General features: G+C 41.5%; 13 protein-coding genes and 1 other RNA gene. 6 read left to right on the top strand and 8 right to left on the bottom strand.

Annotated elements, in window-relative coordinates:
- Positions 1–57: 57 nt before the first annotated feature.
- Positions 58–417: a transfer-messenger RNA gene (gene ssrA, locus A9J31_RS12230) on the bottom strand.
- Between the two features lie 129 nt (positions 418–546).
- Between ssrA and glpK the strand changes: the two genes are divergently transcribed.
- A complete protein-coding gene (glpK, locus tag A9J31_RS12225) occupies positions 547–2,031 on the top strand; it encodes a glycerol kinase GlpK (RefSeq protein WP_067766270.1) in 1,485 nt (494 codons plus the stop codon).
- A 113-nt stretch (positions 2,032–2,144) separates the two neighbouring features.
- Here glpK and A9J31_RS12220 read toward each other — a convergent pair whose 3' ends face one another.
- The 3 genes from A9J31_RS12220 to A9J31_RS12210 form a co-directional block, all read right to left on the bottom strand.
- Entirely contained in the window at positions 2,145–3,671 is a 1,527-nt protein-coding gene (locus A9J31_RS12220) for a DHA2 family efflux MFS transporter permease subunit (protein ID WP_067766266.1), read from the bottom strand.
- Between the two features lie 6 nt (positions 3,672–3,677).
- Positions 3,678–4,829 (bottom strand): HlyD family secretion protein, encoded by a 1,152-nt coding sequence (locus A9J31_RS12215; protein WP_067766263.1) that lies wholly within the window; start codon positions 4,827–4,829, stop codon positions 3,678–3,680.
- Between the two features lie 297 nt (positions 4,830–5,126).
- Positions 5,127–5,624, bottom strand: a complete 498-nt coding sequence (locus A9J31_RS12210) for a thioesterase family protein (RefSeq protein WP_067766261.1) — start codon at positions 5,622–5,624, stop codon at positions 5,127–5,129.
- 107 nt (positions 5,625–5,731) lie between these two features.
- On the opposite strand from A9J31_RS12210, the gene hemB reads away from it, so the two are divergent.
- Together hemB and thiO are read left to right on the top strand one after the other, a co-directional pair.
- A complete protein-coding gene (gene hemB, locus A9J31_RS12205; protein ID WP_067766259.1) occupies positions 5,732–6,745 on the top strand; it encodes a porphobilinogen synthase in 1,014 nt (337 codons plus the stop codon).
- Positions 6,746–6,924: 179 nt separating this feature from the next.
- On the top strand, positions 6,925–8,049 hold the full coding sequence (gene thiO / locus A9J31_RS12200) for a glycine oxidase ThiO (RefSeq protein ID WP_067766257.1): 1,125 nt from the start codon (positions 6,925–6,927) through the stop codon (positions 8,047–8,049).
- Between the two features lie 75 nt (positions 8,050–8,124).
- On the opposite strand, the gene A9J31_RS12195 is transcribed toward thiO, so the two are convergent.
- From A9J31_RS12195 to A9J31_RS12185, 3 genes are all read right to left on the bottom strand, one after another.
- Entirely contained in the window at positions 8,125–9,066 is a 942-nt protein-coding gene (locus tag A9J31_RS12195; protein WP_067766253.1) for a TIGR01777 family oxidoreductase, read from the bottom strand.
- 63 nt (positions 9,067–9,129) lie between these two features.
- Positions 9,130–9,579, bottom strand: a complete 450-nt coding sequence (locus A9J31_RS12190; protein ID WP_067766250.1) for an ABZJ_00895 family protein — start codon at positions 9,577–9,579, stop codon at positions 9,130–9,132.
- A 381-nt stretch (positions 9,580–9,960) separates the two neighbouring features.
- Positions 9,961–10,905 (bottom strand): sensor domain-containing diguanylate cyclase, encoded by a 945-nt coding sequence (locus A9J31_RS12185; protein ID WP_067766247.1) that lies wholly within the window; start codon positions 10,903–10,905, stop codon positions 9,961–9,963.
- Between the two features lie 185 nt (positions 10,906–11,090).
- On the opposite strand from A9J31_RS12185, the gene A9J31_RS12180 reads away from it, so the two are divergent.
- The 3 genes from A9J31_RS12180 to A9J31_RS12170 all read left to right on the top strand — a co-directional run bounded on the left by A9J31_RS12180 (position 11,091) and on the right by A9J31_RS12170 (position 16,477).
- Complete coding sequence (locus A9J31_RS12180; RefSeq protein ID WP_067766244.1) at positions 11,091–11,468, top strand: VOC family protein; 378 nt, start codon at positions 11,091–11,093, stop codon at positions 11,466–11,468.
- Positions 11,469–11,614: 146 nt separating this feature from the next.
- The gene (locus A9J31_RS12175; protein WP_067766240.1) at positions 11,615–12,868 is read left to right on the top strand and encodes an exonuclease SbcCD subunit D; all 1,254 of its coding nucleotides are present in this window, start codon (positions 11,615–11,617) and stop codon (positions 12,866–12,868) included.
- Between the two features lie 9 nt (positions 12,869–12,877).
- A complete protein-coding gene (locus A9J31_RS12170; protein ID WP_067766237.1) occupies positions 12,878–16,477 on the top strand; it encodes an AAA family ATPase in 3,600 nt (1,199 codons plus the stop codon).
- Between the two features lie 72 nt (positions 16,478–16,549).
- Here A9J31_RS12170 and A9J31_RS12165 read toward each other — a convergent pair whose 3' ends face one another.
- Complete coding sequence (locus A9J31_RS12165) at positions 16,550–17,239, bottom strand: YggS family pyridoxal phosphate-dependent enzyme (RefSeq protein WP_067766235.1); 690 nt, start codon at positions 17,237–17,239, stop codon at positions 16,550–16,552.
- Between the last annotated feature and the right edge of the window lie 3 nt (positions 17,240–17,242).

Here is a 17,242-nt window from a genome sequence, read left to right as displayed (position 1 = left end):
AATGTGTGGCAATAAAAAAGCCACTTAATATAAGTGGCTGATTTATAACAAGAATTTTGGTGGAGATGGCGGGAGTTGAACCCGCGTCCGCCAGCACTACGCTCGAGAATACTACATGCTTAGATATCGTCTATTGATTTAGCTCTTTGTGACCCGACGAACAGGGTACAAATCGCGATCCTTTAAGATTTAGTATAAGACCCCAAGGCTTGATCTTATACGGACTTGTGTGCGTTCGCTTCAGTCGGGACCCCTAACCACAAGTATTCAGGGATGCGGACAAGCTGCCCTTAGGCAGCTAGAGCGTAAGTTTCGTCGTTTGCGACTAAAATATGCAAATTTGATTTACGAGAGAAAATGCGCTCTCGACATGCATCTATGAGTTTCATCACCAGCGTCGAAGCCAGAAACATCCCCAAAGTAAGAACAATCATAGCATAACTGATAAAAAATACGATGTATTTTCTACACATTTACACTTTTGAATGCGCTTAATTACATAATTGCGCTAATATTTTCATTTTCAAGGCTTAACAAAGAAAAATTATGAGCTTTTTATTAGCGCTCGATCAAGGAACGACATCTAGCCGCGCCATTATTTTTAATGAACACGGTCAAATTCAAGCGACGGCTCAACGTGAAACCCACATTCGAACACCACATTCAGGTTGGGTCGAGCAAGATGCACAAGAAATTTGGAGTACGCAAATTGCTGTTGTGCAACAAGCATTGGCATCTGCACGTATACTTGCCAAAGACATTAAAGCCATAGGTTTAACCAACCAACGTGAAACCACCGTCGTGTGGGACAAACGAAGTGGACAACCCCTTGCCCCTGCAATTGTCTGGCAAGACCGTCGTGCCACTGAATGGTGTAATCAACTGACGCAACAAAACCTAAATGACATCATTCATAGAAAAACTGGTTTACGTATAGACCCATACTTCAGTGCGGGAAAATTGGTCTGGTTACTCGAACACGTTCAGGGTTTACGAGAACTGGCACAGCAAGGTCATGTAGCTTTTGGAACAATTGATAGTTGGTTGGTGTGGAATCTCACCCAAGGTGCGCAACATGTGATTGAAGCCAGTAATGCTTCTCGCACCATGCTAATGAACTTACAGCAGCAAACGTGGGATGAAGAACTTTTAGCATTATTCGATATCCCCTTATCGGTACTCCCAAAAATCATCAGTTCAGATGAATACATTGCAGATACCGCCACCGGTCTACTTGGCGCAAATATTCCAATTACTGGCATTTTAGGTGATCAACAATCTGCGCTATTTGGTCAATCTTGTTTTGAAGCCGGTACAGCCAAAAATACCTACGGTACAGGCTGTTTCATGTTGTTTAATACCGGCACTGAAGTTCAATATAGTCAAAATAAACTACTCTCGACATTGGCGTGGAAAGCACAAAACCAAACCCATTATGCACTCGAAGGCAGTGTCTTTATGGCGGGTGCAATTGTGCAATGGCTACGTGATGGCTTGGGAATTATTCAAAAAAGTAATGATGTAGAACGCTTAGCTTGTCAGGTTGAACATACCGATGGCGTGGTATTGGTTCCGGCATTTACAGGTCTAGGTGCGCCGCATTGGGACAGCGATGCACGTGCTCTACTCTGCGGCATGTCGCGTGGGACCAATAAATCCCACATTGCCCGTGCAGCCCTTGAGTCCATCGCCTTTCAAGTTTCGGATGTTCTGACCGCGATGCAATCTGACTTGTCTAGCCCGTTGAAAGAATTACGAGTCGATGGTGGCGCCAGCTGTAATGATATGTTGATGCAGTTTCAGGCTGACCTGCTGAATGTACCTGTGTTGCGTCCAAAAATGCTGGAATCCACCGCTTGGGGTGCAGCAGCGATGGCTGGTTTAAAATCTGGCGTATTTTCCAGCCTTGATGAAATCTCTCAGTCCTGGCAGCTAGATCGTGCCTTTGAACCAAAAATGCAAAGCGATCAACGTGAATACCATTTACAGCAATGGCAATCAGCCTTGAAACGGGCACGTTCAGATCTTTAACAACACAAAAATTATTCGTTAAATAAGCATTCGTTAAGACAACTGATGCAATAAAAAACCGCTTTAACAAGCGGTTTTTTTTGGGGCTTTCTTATTGCTTCGCAGACACATTTTTAATGTGCATGCCCGCCACCTACGCCCGCTTTAGGTCGTGGGCACAGCCAAATAATCATCGCAGCAAAAATAAATATCCCTGCCAAGACTAAAAACACATGATTGGCTGAAAGTGTTAAGGCTTCTTTATCCACCAAACTAGAAATATAACCTAATGCTGCTTCGGAACTCATCCCTGTATTCACCAAAGTGTTCTGGACTTCAGTGACATGTAAACTGCTCATCATTTCACTACGCGCTACTTTGGTGTGATCATCCCAAATGGTAACAGCAATCGATGCGCCAATAGCCCCTGCCATGGTCCGTAAGAAGTTCATTAAACCCGCTGCTGATGCCATGTCTTGTGGCAGTACAGATGCTAAGGCCATATTGGACAAAGGAATAAAGAAAAATGGCACGGCAAAACCTTGTAATATCTGCGGTAAAGCCAAGGCCATAAAGTCTGCATCCGTGGTCCAAAAGGCACGCATGAGCGTCACACCACCTAGGATGCTTAAACCAAAGCTGGCTAAGGCACGTTGATCATATTTGGTTGCCAATTTTGCCACAATTGGTGACATGGTCAGACTTCCCACGCCCATAGTCGCGGTTAAATAACCAGCCCACGTTGCGGTATAACCCAAGTTAATCTGCAACCACTGCGGAATCAGGACAATACTGCCGAAGAATGCACCAAAACCAAAGGCTAATGCCAATACCGAAATGGTAAAACTTCGATATTTAAACAACAAAATATTCACCACAGGATGCCGCTCTGTCAGCTCCCAAATGGTAAAAACAATCAAACCGACAAAGGCTGTGAGTGCTAAGACCACAATAAATGGACTGTTAAACCAATCGCGTTCATGCCCCAAGTCAAGCATCAGCTGTAAAGCACCAATCCACAGCACCAATAACAACAATCCGCCACGATCAATTTTCAATTTCTGTGTTGGGGTTTCAGCTGTTTTGAGCAAGCGCATAGCCGCAATGGCACAACCAATTCCAACGGGAATATTGATAAAGAAAATCCAATGCCACGACATATTGTCACTAATCGTACCACCTAAAATCGGCCCTAGAATTGGCCCGACTACAGTAGTCATAGCCCACATGCCCATAGCTTGCGATTGCTTTTCAGGTGGGAAAATACGCATTAATAAGGTTTGACTAAGCGGCATAATCGGGCCGCCAAATAAACCTTGCCCAATTCGGCAAAATACCAACATTTCCAAGCTTGTGGATAAACCACACAAGATAGAAAATAGCGTAAAGCCAAACAGACTGATGACGAAGACACGTACAGAGCCAAAACGCCCTGCCAACCAACCAGTTAAAGGTACACAAATGGCTTCTGCAACAGCGTAAGAGGTAATGACCCATGTACCTTGCGAAGCAGACACGGCAAGGCTACCGGTAATATGCGGAACAGAGACATTGGCAATGGTCATGTCCAGCACGACCATAAAGTTGGCCAATGCCAAGACCAAAGCAGCAAGAATCAGGCGACCACCTTTCAGGTCAGTCATTTGCATAGGCTGATTCATAAGTAACTACTTCGATTTTAAATCAATCGTCGCTTCCATTGACAGTCCCACACGTAGCGGATGTTCTGCCAACTCTTTGGGATCCAAACGAATCCGTACAGGTAAGCGCTGAACCACTTTAATCCAGTTACCTGTTGCATTCTGCGCAGGAATCAAAGCAAAAGCTGAACCTGTACCACCCGAAAAACCCGTCACTGTGCCCTTAAATTTGACTTTGTCACCATACAGATCTGACGTAAGCTCAACTTTTTGACCCGGTTTGACACCCGCCAATTGGCTTTCTTTAAAGTTAGCATCCACATAAAGCTGAGTCACAGGCACTACCATTAACAGCGTGGTTCCCGGTGCAATGCGTTGACCAACTTGAATATTGCGACGCGTCACCACCCCATCAAATGGCGCTTTAATTTGGGTACGTTCTAAGTCCAATTGCGCTTGTTGTACGCGTGCTTGTGCAACTAGAACATCTGGCGTTGAATTTTCATTGCTGTCTTGAATCAGTGCATCATTGGCTGCTTTATTGCTTTGCGCAGCCTTTTGACTAGATTTCGCTTGTGCAAGACCTGCCTGCGCGACATCCAAACCAGCTTTTGCGGTATTAACTGCACTTTGCGCGGTACTGAGTTCTTCTTTAGAAATTGCACCAGAAGCCGCCAATTGTTGACGACGTTGCAATTCATCTTGAGCCTTGCCCAAATCTGCCTGTGCTTTAGCCACCTGTGCTTCTGCACTATGTATAGCATCATCACTGACAAAAATTTGCGAGTTTAAAGAGCTGCTGTTGGCTGCAGTTTGCTTATATTGACGTTTGGCTTTGAGCAATTCAGCTTGTGCTTGTGCTAAAGCAATTTCTGCATCACGTGCATCAATGCGAACCAGCACATCACCTTTTTTGACTTGCTGTGTATCACTAACCAACACGTCAGCCACTTGCCCTGTCACCATTGAAGTTACAGATGCAGTTTCAGCACCAACATAGGCATTGTCCGTACTGACTGAATGATTAAAAAATACAGACCAGATCAGATAAATCACCAAAGCAATCACAATCAATATAGCCACGATACCGAGGCCTTTTTTTCTGCGTGCTTTAAGTTCCTGATCGGAAGGTTGATCTGACTGCGTTGTTTCTGGCAGCGTACTTAAGGTATCTGTCATAGATTTATCCTAAATCCAGCGGACTTGGTCATGGCATCATCGCACTCTGACTAATCACAGCGATCAATCAAAGCACCGTTAGACATTACTGTCAGATCATGGTGTCGATGAGAAAGTCTTTCTTCTTTAAATTTCCGGCATTTTAAGGCTAAAAAATCATATTTTGAGAATGGAAAATGTAACTGGTCAGTCTTTTTTTATTGGGCCACAACTTATTTTCATCAATTGCAGCCCAATCTAAACGATCATTTTTATAATTATTATAGATTTAGCTTAATACCTGCTTAAGCCAATCACTTAGTAAGCATATGAGGCTATCGCAGTTGCAATCGCCTTACCTTCGTCATTCAGCATGGTCATGCGCATAGTGCACCCCTTACGCCCTAAACGTAAAGTTTCGGCACGAGCTACAAAATACTGCCCACGACCAGGTGCTAGATAGTCCACACGCATGTCGACGGTCGCTAAACGGGATACTTTTTTACTGGTTTCTGCTAAATCTTCAGCTGTGGCCTTTTTATACAATTCAGCCATCGCTGAAATACCACCAATGCTATCAAGTAAGGTCGCAGCAACCCCCCCATGTAAAATTTGGAATGCCACATTGCCGATTAAATTACTCGCCATATCGACACGTGCTTCGATTTGACCATCAATTACACTCATCTTCATTGCATTATGGACAAAGAAAGGTGAACTGTTAAAGGCTTGAGCAATGCCTTCTAATAAGGTGTTGATTTCAATATTCGAGTTTAAATCAATATTGCCGGTCCAATTTTTAGTTACATCTGTCATAGCCTACTCGAATTACTGTCATTGAATAAAAAAATGAATCTTGGTGCGCCAAACCGAAATTATGCGTCTACAATAGTTTAAGTTTAATACTGATCAATGAGATTGTTATGACCTATACGTTCAATCGTCCAGCTTTTCCTGCCACTCGCATGCGCCGCATCCGTAAAAATGACCAGCTTCGTGCCATGGTACGTGAGACCCAACTGACGACTGATCACCTCATTTATCCAGTATTTGTTTTGCCAGGCCAAAACCAGACACAAGACATTCCAAGCATGCCAAACGTTCAACGTTTATCTGGCGATCTTTTATTAAAAAAAGCAGAACGTTTACTGGAGTTGGGTGTATCTAAACTCGCACTGTTCCCTGTGACACCTCAAGAGGACAAAAGCTTAACTGCTGAAGCTGCGTGGCGTGAAGATGGCTTAGTCCAAAGTACAATACGCTTACTGAAAAAAGAATTGCCTGAAATGGTGTTAATTAGTGATGGTGCATTAGATCCATATACCACTCATGGTCAAGACGGCATTATTGATGACACAGGTTATGTGTTAAATGATGAAACTGTTGAATGTTTAATTAAACAAGCGTTAAGCCATGCAGACGCAGGTGTCGATGTTATTGCACCGAGCGACATGATGGATGGTCGTATTGGCGCAATTCGCTCCGCACTTGAAGCCAATGGTCACATCTACACCAACATCATGGCCTATTCTGCAAAATATGCATCAAGTTTCTACGGTCCATTTCGTGATGCTGTCGGTTCATCAAGTAACTTAAAAGGCTGTAATAAATACAATTACCAAATGGATATTGGTAACCGTGCTGAAGCTCTGCATGAAATTGCTTTAGATATCCAAGAAGGCGCAGATATGGTGATTGTCAAACCGGGTATGCCATATTTAGACATCGTACGAGAAGTAAAAGATAACTTCGGTGTACCTACTTTTGTTTATCAAGTCAGTGGTGAATATGCTATGTTGGCTGGTGCAATCCAAAATGGTTGGTTATCAGATAGCGTGATTATTGAATCATTGATGAGCTGCCGCCGCGCAGGTGCTGATGGTATCTGGACTTACTTCGCTGAAGAAGCCGCACTCAAACTCAAGGACATGAAATAAAGTCAGAACCAGCCTTCCTGTTTCAAAACAGGGAGGCTTTTTTATTGTTGAGCCTTTTACAGCTGTGAACCATTTTAGTTTTATAAAATTCTTCATTATTGACTCAGCATCATGGATGATGGCTAAGCTATCTTTTTAGCCTTTTTTAAATTCTCTCAAATCAAATCGGTATATCAGCAATGCATATTGCCATTATTGGGGCGGGTGTCAGCGGTTTACTCACCGCATTGGAGTTGGTGGAACGGGGTTGCACCGTAACACTTTTCGATCAACAGCAAACAGGTTCAGCAGCATCATGGGCTGGAGGTGGCATTTTATCGCCAATGTATCCGTGGCGTTATCCGCAGGAAGTGAATGCCCTTGCACGATATGGCAAACAAGGCTACCTCAAATGGAATGAAAAATTAAAACCTGTCACAGGCATTGATTTTGAAATTCATGAAACGGGCATGTTGATCTTTGATGAAGATGATTTTGAAATTGGTTTGGATTATGCACATCAGCATTTAGACCCAATGCAACAGGCTGAATATTTACAGCATGAACAAATTGAGCAAGTTAACTCCTTAGTTTCACCTCAACTTCAACACGCGATCTATTTTCCGCAGCTTGCCAATGTTCGTAATCCACGGCTATTACAATCGTTGAAGTCATATTTACAGCAACATCCTAATGTAATCATTCATGAGCATTGCCCTGTTACTGACTTAAATACACAGCAACAACGATTAGTCGCGATTCGCACTGCAGATGGTCAACAACATTTCGCAGATCAATATGTACTGGCAACTGGTGCTTGGTCAGCAAAATGGAGCGAGCAATTAGAAATCGAGATTCCAGTACAACCTGTTCAAGGACAAATGCTGCTGTTTAAAACTCCAAAAGATTGGCTGTCTACGATGTGTATGAACAAGGTGATGTACCTCATTCCACGGCAGGATGGACACATTGTTTGTGGCTCAAGTATGCGCCAATGTGGTTTTGACACCCAAACCACAAACGTGACCTTAGAGCATATTCAACAAGCGTGCTTTGAAATGGTGCCTGAACTGGCGAAATTCCCGATTATAAAATCATGGGCAGGTTTACGCCCTTCCTCCCCAGAAGGCATTCCTTATATTGGTCAAATGCCACAGTTTGACAATCTATGGGCAAACTTTGGTCATTTTAGAAATGGTTTATGCATGGGACCTGCTTCTGCTCAATTATTGGCGGAACTCATAATGGGTCAAACACCAAGCTTCAATGCAGAAGATTACAGTCCACAGCGACTGTATGAGGATGCGATCGCATTGTATAAATAAAGTTCCTTTCTAAACATTCGAAAACTTAAGCAACGAGAAATAGAGTAAGTACAATGAGTTATTCCAACAATAAAACTATGTCCCCAGTATGTCCTGAAGCGCTTGTTTTAAAGTTGGAAATTTAAATTCAAAACCTTGCGCTAATAAGGCACTTGGCTTCACAAACTGACCATTAAGTATTAATTGAGCTTGCTCACCAAGCAATATTTTAAAAATAACACTCGGCATATTAAACATTGGTTTTTTATTTAACTGACGTGCAGCAACGATTGCAAAATCTGCTTGTGTGGTACGTTCAGGTGCGACTACGTTATAAACTGCTTGTCGCACATTTACTGTGTTCTCAGTTTGTAAAACAGAAAGATCTGCTTGTTTCATTAAATAGAAAATAGCGCGAATGGCATCCTGTATATGAACCCAAACCAGTGGCTGACGTCCATGACCTATTTTACTGACCAAATTCATCTGAATCGGTCTAAGCATTTGTGGCAAAATACCCCCACCTGCGGCTAACACTACACCCAAGCGAATAATTTGGGTATTTTGTTCAGGATATAATGCCGTCACATGCTCCCAACGTTGGCATAATTCGGACATAAATATTGCTTGCGCTGGACTTTGTTCATCACAGGCAGATGACCACATTTCGGTTTCATCAATACCGTAATAGCCCACGGCAGAACCAGAAATAATACATTTCGGAAAAATTTTACGTTGATGTAAATATTCATACAGCAATTCCGTAGTATTCACTCTACTCTCTATCAACTGCTGCTTACGCGTTGCTGTCCAACGCCCTTGCCCGATGCTTTCTCCAGCCAAATTAATTACATAATCAATGCGATCATGCTTCATTTCATCAAAACTTTGTATCCAAGTTAAATGAGGCGATTTTGATACCCGTCCAGCCTTACGACTCAGACTAATCACTTTAAAATCTTGTGCTAAAAGTTCTTTAATTAAATGAGTACCAATAAAACCACTACCACCCGTCAGTAGTACAGTTGCTTGATGCATAATCTATTCTTATTCACTTGTATAAACTTTATCTATAGAGGATGACAAGCGAATGTTCAAGCATTAAGCACCAAACTTTTGCGATGCCATACGCTTGGCAAGTGGACCATAAAACCAATAGGTTAATAAATACAATGGGATAGCCATCAATAAAAACATAATCACAATTATGCTAATAAATTGGGCATTTTGTAGGTAGAGCATTAAATTTTGCCAAATTTCAGGATCATTTCGTGAGAAAATCGCCACGCCTAAAACTAAAAAGGCAAAATTATAAAACCAAAAAATTAAGGTAAATCCTAGCGTAAACTTTTTACGTTCAGTTTGATTCGGTGCACGTTTATTTTTTTTAAGAAAGCGAAACAGAATTAAAACCATCGCCACCAAATAAGGGACAACAGTTAATACACCACCAACACCTTGTGGCAATAATGCAGCCAATACACCACAAATACAGGTCATCACAAAACAAATGATAAAAAATATGAAAAAATAGCGAGTTAAAGACACCATTGCGATGACCTAAGAATAAATTTACCCCTATTATAAAAAAAAATCATTTTTTTTTCATTTCTGTGTCAACCAATCCGTAAACGGCTGCGTTATATAGGGTACAAGGTCTGTAGCAACCGATGATTTGGACGGCATCCACAATGTTTCGGTGACCTTTTACTTAAAGCAATAAGCTTCATTTTGAACTTTACTGATGAACAGCAGACATCAATTCAGTTCAAAATAAATTTTTTGACCGGCGATTTCACCATCACTCGAATCGTCGGTCTTTTATTTTCTACTGTCTTTATTTTAACACTTAATTTTATAAGAAAAAAAAACAGCCGATGAATATATCGACTGCGTTTTACGCTTTCATTTTTGGAAATTTATTTTTAACAATTAAGCCGCAATATAACGGTTTCGTCCTTGCTTCTTGGCTTGATAAAGATTTTTATCAACCTCATCAAGGAACTGCATTCGATTATCTCGCTCCGTAGGTATAATGGTTTTCACTCCAATACTTAAAGTTACTAAGTCCGACACTGCTGAAGCTTTATGGGGTAAACGTGCCATTTTAACTGTATCCATAATTTTCTGTGCCATGAGTGCCGCAGATGCTTCATTGGTTTCAGGTAAAATCCAAATAAATTCTTCGCCACCATAACGCGCCACTAAATCACGTGGACGTGAACCACAAGACTCTAGGCTTCTGGCGATTTGACGTAGACAGGCATCACCAATCACATGCCCATTACAATCATTGTATTGTTTGAAATAATCTAAATCCATCAAGATTAAACTTAACGGTTTCTGTACACGAATTGCATTAAGCCATTCGCGTTGATAAATATCATCAAATAAACGACGGTTTGCAATTCCCGTTAGACCATCTTTATACGAATATTCTTCGAGCTGACGTTGCATTTTCTGTAATTGTTCTTCTTGTTTCTTTCGTTCCGAAATATCGAACATGAAGCCAACTAAACAATCGACATCACCATTTGCCTTACGTACCACATGGACTACATCACGAATCCAAGTGTAGCTTCCATCTTCTTTAAGCGCACGATAATCGGCCTCATGATCAATGCCAGCCATCGATTGCGATACACAAAAATTCACGACATATTCGCGATCATCTTCGTGCATCCGCGTCGCCCAATCTTCCACCGTTTTCCAACTGTTTTGCTTCCACCCCAAAAGCTTTTCAATTTGTGGACCAATATAGCTGAACGTTTTAGTATCCCAATCAATACACCATGGAATGGCTAAAGTAGATTCAAGCAGCATTTTATACACCATACTACTGGCAAGTTTTTCTTCATCAAACGGATTATTTGGCATACATATGCTCCACGTTTCCCCAAGCAGGTCGAATCAACCTAACTCTCCATACAAGCACTGATATACAGGATACCCACAAAAAATAATATTCCTAGTTCTTGGTATTTTTTAAGCTATTTAAAGATTCAACTATTCTAAAGTGAATACTGATTCGCTTATTTTTATAAAAACAAGTATTTATACCAATGAATCAACTCTGTTATTTTGAAATCCAATCCTCAAATCCTGCTCGGGAAATCAGTTTTTATCAATATGTTTTTGCTTGGACCTTTACTGAAGTCAAAGGGTTACCAATCCAATATTATCAAATTGAAACGCAAGGAATTCACGGTGGCTTATTAGAACCTCCTGCAGCGACACCACCAACGCATTGTGGCACCAATGCCTTTACCTGTAGTTTTGAAGTTGAAGATTTCGACCAAATCGCTGAGAGAATTTTGGCGCAAGGTGGTCAAATTGCCATGGAAAAATTTGCGATAGCTGGACAATGCTGGCAAGGCTATTTTTTAGACCCAGACCACAATACCTTTGGCCTCGTGCAAGTCGATCCCAATGCACAGTAACACAGTTACCGCTTGGTTTAGATTTGGGGCGTTGTAACAGTCGAGAATGACTTAGTTTGACGTATGAATGATTAATCGCCCTCGAAAAAGTGATCATCTGTGATACTTTAGAGCCCAATCAATTTTTTTGATTTTTGGGGGCTTGCATGACTGTTCGTTTTTTTCATACTTCAGATTGGCATTTGGGACAATTTTTCTATAACCATTCGCGTGACTACGAACATGAACAGTTTCTCAATTGGCTGCTTGAACAAATAGCACAAAAACAACCACATGCCCTGCTGATAGCAGGCGATGTTTTTGATATCATCAATCCCGCTTCCAGAGCACAAAAACAACTCTATCAATTTTTAGCAGATGCACATGATCGCGCGCCACACATGCAAACCCTAATGATCGCGGGTAACCATGACTCGGGTTATCGTATTGAACAGGTTGAGCCATTATTAGAAAAATATCAGGCCAAAGCTGTAGGCGTAGTACATAAGAACGCCCAAGGACAGCTCGACTTAGACCGATTGCTGGTGCCTATTTATGATGAACAAAAAAATATTGTGGCATGGTGCCTAACTTTACCTTTTTTACGTGCTGCAGAGATCACCGGATTTAATGAGCAAACCACAAATAGTCAAAATGCCATTGCCTATGTTCATCAGCAATTAATTGCAGAAGCCAATGCACGCAAAACACCAGATCAGGCTTTAATTTTAATGTCGCATGCTCACATGCAAGGCGGAGAAACCTCAGACTCTGAACGCCCCATTATTATTGGCAATGAAGAAGCACTTTCAACTGCAATGTTTGATGATGTGATTGACTATGTAGCACTTGGACATTTGCATAAACCGCAAAAAGTCGGACAAGCCCATATCCGTTATAGTGGCTCACCGATTCCCCTGTCGTTTAGTGAAATTAGTTATAAACACCAAGTGCTTGAGATCAGTATTGACCCGACTCAAAAGGATGAATCGCGCTTTCAAATGCAATCTTTAGCAATTCCGCGCAGTGTGCAATTGCATCGTATCAAAGGCACCATTGCTGAGGTTTTGGCACAATTATCTGCATTAACCAGCGGTGAAATTGAAGAGATTGACCAACGTGAATATGTCGAGATTGAATATCATACCGACACGCCCCCTGCACCCAATTTACGTCAGCAATTTGAAGATGCTTTAGCGCCAAACCGTTATCGTCTCGTACGGATTAGTCGTCGTTATTTAAATACAGATGTAAATGATTCGAAGCAAGCTGCAATTAACCTTGATCCGCCTACACCAGAACAACTATTTCAAAATCTTTGGGAAAAACAAGGGTACGGTGCTGATGATACCGTAATGAAAGATTTTTTAAGTTTGGTGGATGAAGCACAAAAATCACTTGAAGATGATGCGAACGCTTAAGGAATTGCCATGAAAATTTTATCGATCCGTATAAAAAACTTAGCATCTTTAGCGGGTGAGCATTTTATTGATTTTGAATCTGAGCCATTAGCCAGTGCAGGTTTAGTCGCAATTATTGGCAAAACAGGCGCAGGTAAATCGACCATTTTAGATGCCATGTGTTTGGCATTATTTAATAAAGTCCCACGTTTAAAAGACAGTGATGGCAAACTCATCGATGTAGATGGTTCAGAGCTGCCGACCAACTCACCGCAAACAGTATTACGCCGTGGTACAGGTCAAGGCTTTGCTGAGCTCAGCTTTATTGCTCAAGACCAAAAAGTCTATTCTGCACGTTGGGAAATTAAACGTGCCCGTGAAAACCCAAATGGCAAATTACAAAGCGTACAGCGTTCACTGAAATGCTTAACAGATGGCAGTGTCGTTGCGGATAAAACTAAAGCGGTTGAGAGCCAAATTTTACGTATTACCCAGCTCAGTTTTGAGCAATTCACCCGTGCCGTTTTACTGGCTCAGTCAGAAGTGACCGCTTTTTTAAAAGCACGAGATAATGAACGTGGCGAGCTATTGGAATATCTGACCAATTCCAGTATTTTCGGGAAAATTGGTCAATTGGCCTTTGAAAAAACCAAAGAGATTGCTATCCAGCGTAAAGGGTTAGAACAAGCCTGTGGAATAGTTCAAAAAGATATGCTTTCGATTGAAGATTACGCTCAATTGAATACTCAATTTGAAACTGTAAATATTGAATTCCAAACTCTTGACCTAGAACAACAAAAGCTTCAAAAACAACAACAATGGTTTGAGCAAAAGCAAAAGTATGAAACCGAAGCTCAAACACATCAGCAACAGCTGAATATTCAACAGCAACAACTCGATGCGCTTGCACCAGAAAAAGCTCAACTCAGCCAGCTTGAACGCTTTGCTGCGATCCGTACCAGTGTGCAACAACACAAAAGCATTCAGAGCGAAATTGAACAATTAAAAACGCCACTGCAAAAAGCCCAACACGATTTTAATCATGTTGAACAACAATATAACGCTGAAAAATTGGTTTTTGAAAAGATTGAAGCTGAGCAAAAACAGCATACTCAATTTGAAATTCAGCATCAGGATGCTATTAAATTAATCCGTGAACGCATTGCTGAACGTCTAGTTTTAGTGGATCAATTACGCAAAGCCCAAAGTGATTTTAAAGAGATTGAAAATCAACTTAGTCCACATTTAAATCATGAAAATCAACTTAAGCTTCAACTTGAACAACTCAAAAACAATATTGCACAGCATACGGCGCAATTAGAGCATTCAAAGCATTTTACATCTATTGACGATGGCCTCTCCGCGCATCTTGCTCAACTGCAACGCTTTATTCAAAGTTATGCAGAATTTGAAAAGACGTATGGCGATGTGCAACAAGCCAATACCCAATGCAAAGCTCAACAAAAACAGCTTGATGAATTAACACTACAGTTTGGCCAAGATGAAGTACTAAATCAAAAAATCACCTCACTTCGAAATGAGCGTGAGCAGTTACTCCAGCAATTAAGTCAGCTCAAAATCATTCAGCCACAATGGCAAAATTTCAAACATATTGATGCAGATCAACGCCAATTAACTGCGTCGTATAACACTTTAACTCAACAAATTTTAGAGCATCAAGCTACCTTCGATCTTGCAGAAAAGCATTATCAGCAACAAAAAACTGCACGTGAACAACTGCAAAAAATCTTGCAACAGCAGCGCTTACTCAATACCGAAAATATTGAAAAACTCAGATCAGAGCTAGTGGATGGTGAGGCATGTTTAGTCTGTGGAAGTACGCATCATCCTTATGCAGAACAATCCAATTTTTCTGATGACTTACTCAAGTTACAAGAACAGCAAGAGCAACAAGCACTGGCGTCTGAAAAACTTGCATTTGATACCTGTCAGAAACAACAAATAGTTTTGACAGAAGTCCGAGCTGCTTTAAATGCCAATGAGCAACGCCGTACAAACCTCAGCCTTCAACAGCAAGCCTTACAAGCTGAATTAGAATCACAGCTTACATCGCTAAATATCAACTTTGATTTTTCACAAACACATGATGCGCTTACACAGCTGCTTGAAACGCAAAATCTTACGATGCTACAAGTCCAAGAACGGCTTGAAGATGCCTTAGCCTCTCATGAAAAAGTGCAGACGCTCCGTCAAACGCTGGCAACTTCGATTCAGCACACCACACAGCATTTATCTAATGTGCAACAGGCTGAAAATAACATTCAGCATATCCTCAGCCTGCTTAATGATTCAGAAAAGCAAGACTGGCAACAAGCGACATTAAATACAGCAGAACAGATCTATCACGGCTTACAACAACGCCAACAAACGCTAAAAAAATTGAATAATTTGACGGCGCAATACAATCAAGCCCATCAACAATTCGAGCAATGTATACAGCAAGTTAAATTCAGTCAGGAGAAAATCCAATCGGCTAACAAGGCCATTGAAGCACTGAAAATTTCAGGTAAAAAGAATACGGATATTGCGATTCAAGCCATTTTGGATATGACACAAATCACAGTTGAAAAACCACATGAGTGGTTAGCCGAATTTGAGCAAAAAAGTTTGCAACTTAAAAATAAAATTGAGCTTGCTCGCCAGCAATTCAATCAAGTGCGCCAATCTTTTGATAACGCACAAAGCGTATTGAACAAATGCCTCACAGAAAATACGCAGCTACACAAGCAGGCTGAGCACAGCAATGTTCAGATTCAACAGTGGCTTGAGCAAAATACAGAGTTTAATCATGCTCTCTTAGAACAACTTAGCATGATTTCACATGAGCAAGAACAGCAGCTCAAACAGCGTATTTCGAAGGTTGAGCGCACGCATGCAGATTTACAGGCAGGCATTAAAACAGTTCAAAATCAGCTCAAAGCGCATTTAACCCATCAACCGAATATTGCATTTGAAGCAATAATATCTACCCTTACAGCACTTGCAGACAACTTGCGAACTTTGGCTGAACAGCGTGATGAAGTAAAACTCAAACTTGAAGTACATCAGCGTAACGTCGCAAAACAGCAGCAATTTGCCGAGCAAATTCAACAGATCCAATCTGAAGAGCACCGTTGGAATAAAATTTCGAGCTTAATGGGCGATGCAACGGGCAAGAAGTTCCGTGATTTAGCGCAGCAATATAACCTCGATATTTTAATCGAGTATGCCAATCAGCAATTGGCGATGCTTTCTCAGCGTTATACCTTAAAGCGCCTTGAAAACTCATTAAGCCTAGCCATTGTCGATCATGATATGGACGGTGAAACCCGCTCTGTCTCTTCGCTTTCAGGTGGTGAGTCGTTCTTAACGGCCCTCGCTCTCTCATTAGCCATTGCTAATATGGCATCAGGTACGACAAAAATCGAAAGCCTGTTTATTGATGAAGGCTTTGGCACGCTGGATGCCTCAAGTCTGCACATGGTGATGAATGCTCTGGATCAGTTACAAAACCAAGGGCGTAAAGTGGTATTGATCTCGCATATTCAAGAAATGCACGAACGAATCCCTGTGCAAATTCAGGTGAATCCTATCGGGGCAGGTGCAAGTCGAATTGAAATCGTAGGTTAAGCTTAAAATAACAGTCCCCCTACCTTTTCTAAGATGAGGGGGCATTACGCAGCATGAGGAAAAATTTTAAAATTACTTTTGCGAATAATCACGCGCGCCAAACAATGCTGTACCTACACGTACCATGGTTGAACCCGCGTTAATCGCATCTTGCATATCGCCTGACATCCCCATACTTAATGTATCCCATTGGCCAGGATACTTGTGTTGTGCTTTAACCTGCTCAAACAACACTTGTGCTTGTTTAAAGGCGTCGATATTTCCTGGTGCAGGGATCACCATCAGTCCACGCAATTGAATATTCGGGAGTTGGCTGATCTGCTTTACCAATTCAGCAACTTCAGCAGGTACACAACCATCCTTACTATCTTGTGCATCTATATTGACTTGCAAACATAGATTTAATGGTTCAGATTGATCTGCTCGTTGACTCGATAAACGCTCAGCAATGATCAGACGATCAACCCCATGCACCCATGCAAATTTCTCAGCCAAATGCTTGGTTTTATTGCGCTGAACATGACCAATAAAATGCCATTCGATGGCTAAATCTGACAATTGTTCAATCTTATCGAGTGCTTCTTGCAGATAATTTTCCCCAAAAGCACGCTGCCCCGTTTCATACATTTCCCGTAACATTTCAGCAGGATGCGTCTTCGACACAGCAAGCAGAGCCACACTATCACTAGCTCTACCTGCTTGCTTACAAGCCTGAGCCATCTGTTCTAATACCTGATTTCGTGCATCGCGAAGTGTAATCATTGA

The organism is Acinetobacter gandensis, assembly GCF_001678755.1.
Lineage (GTDB): Bacteria > Pseudomonadota > Gammaproteobacteria > Pseudomonadales > Moraxellaceae > Acinetobacter > Acinetobacter gandensis.
This window is presented reverse-complemented; position numbering and strand designations above follow the sequence as displayed.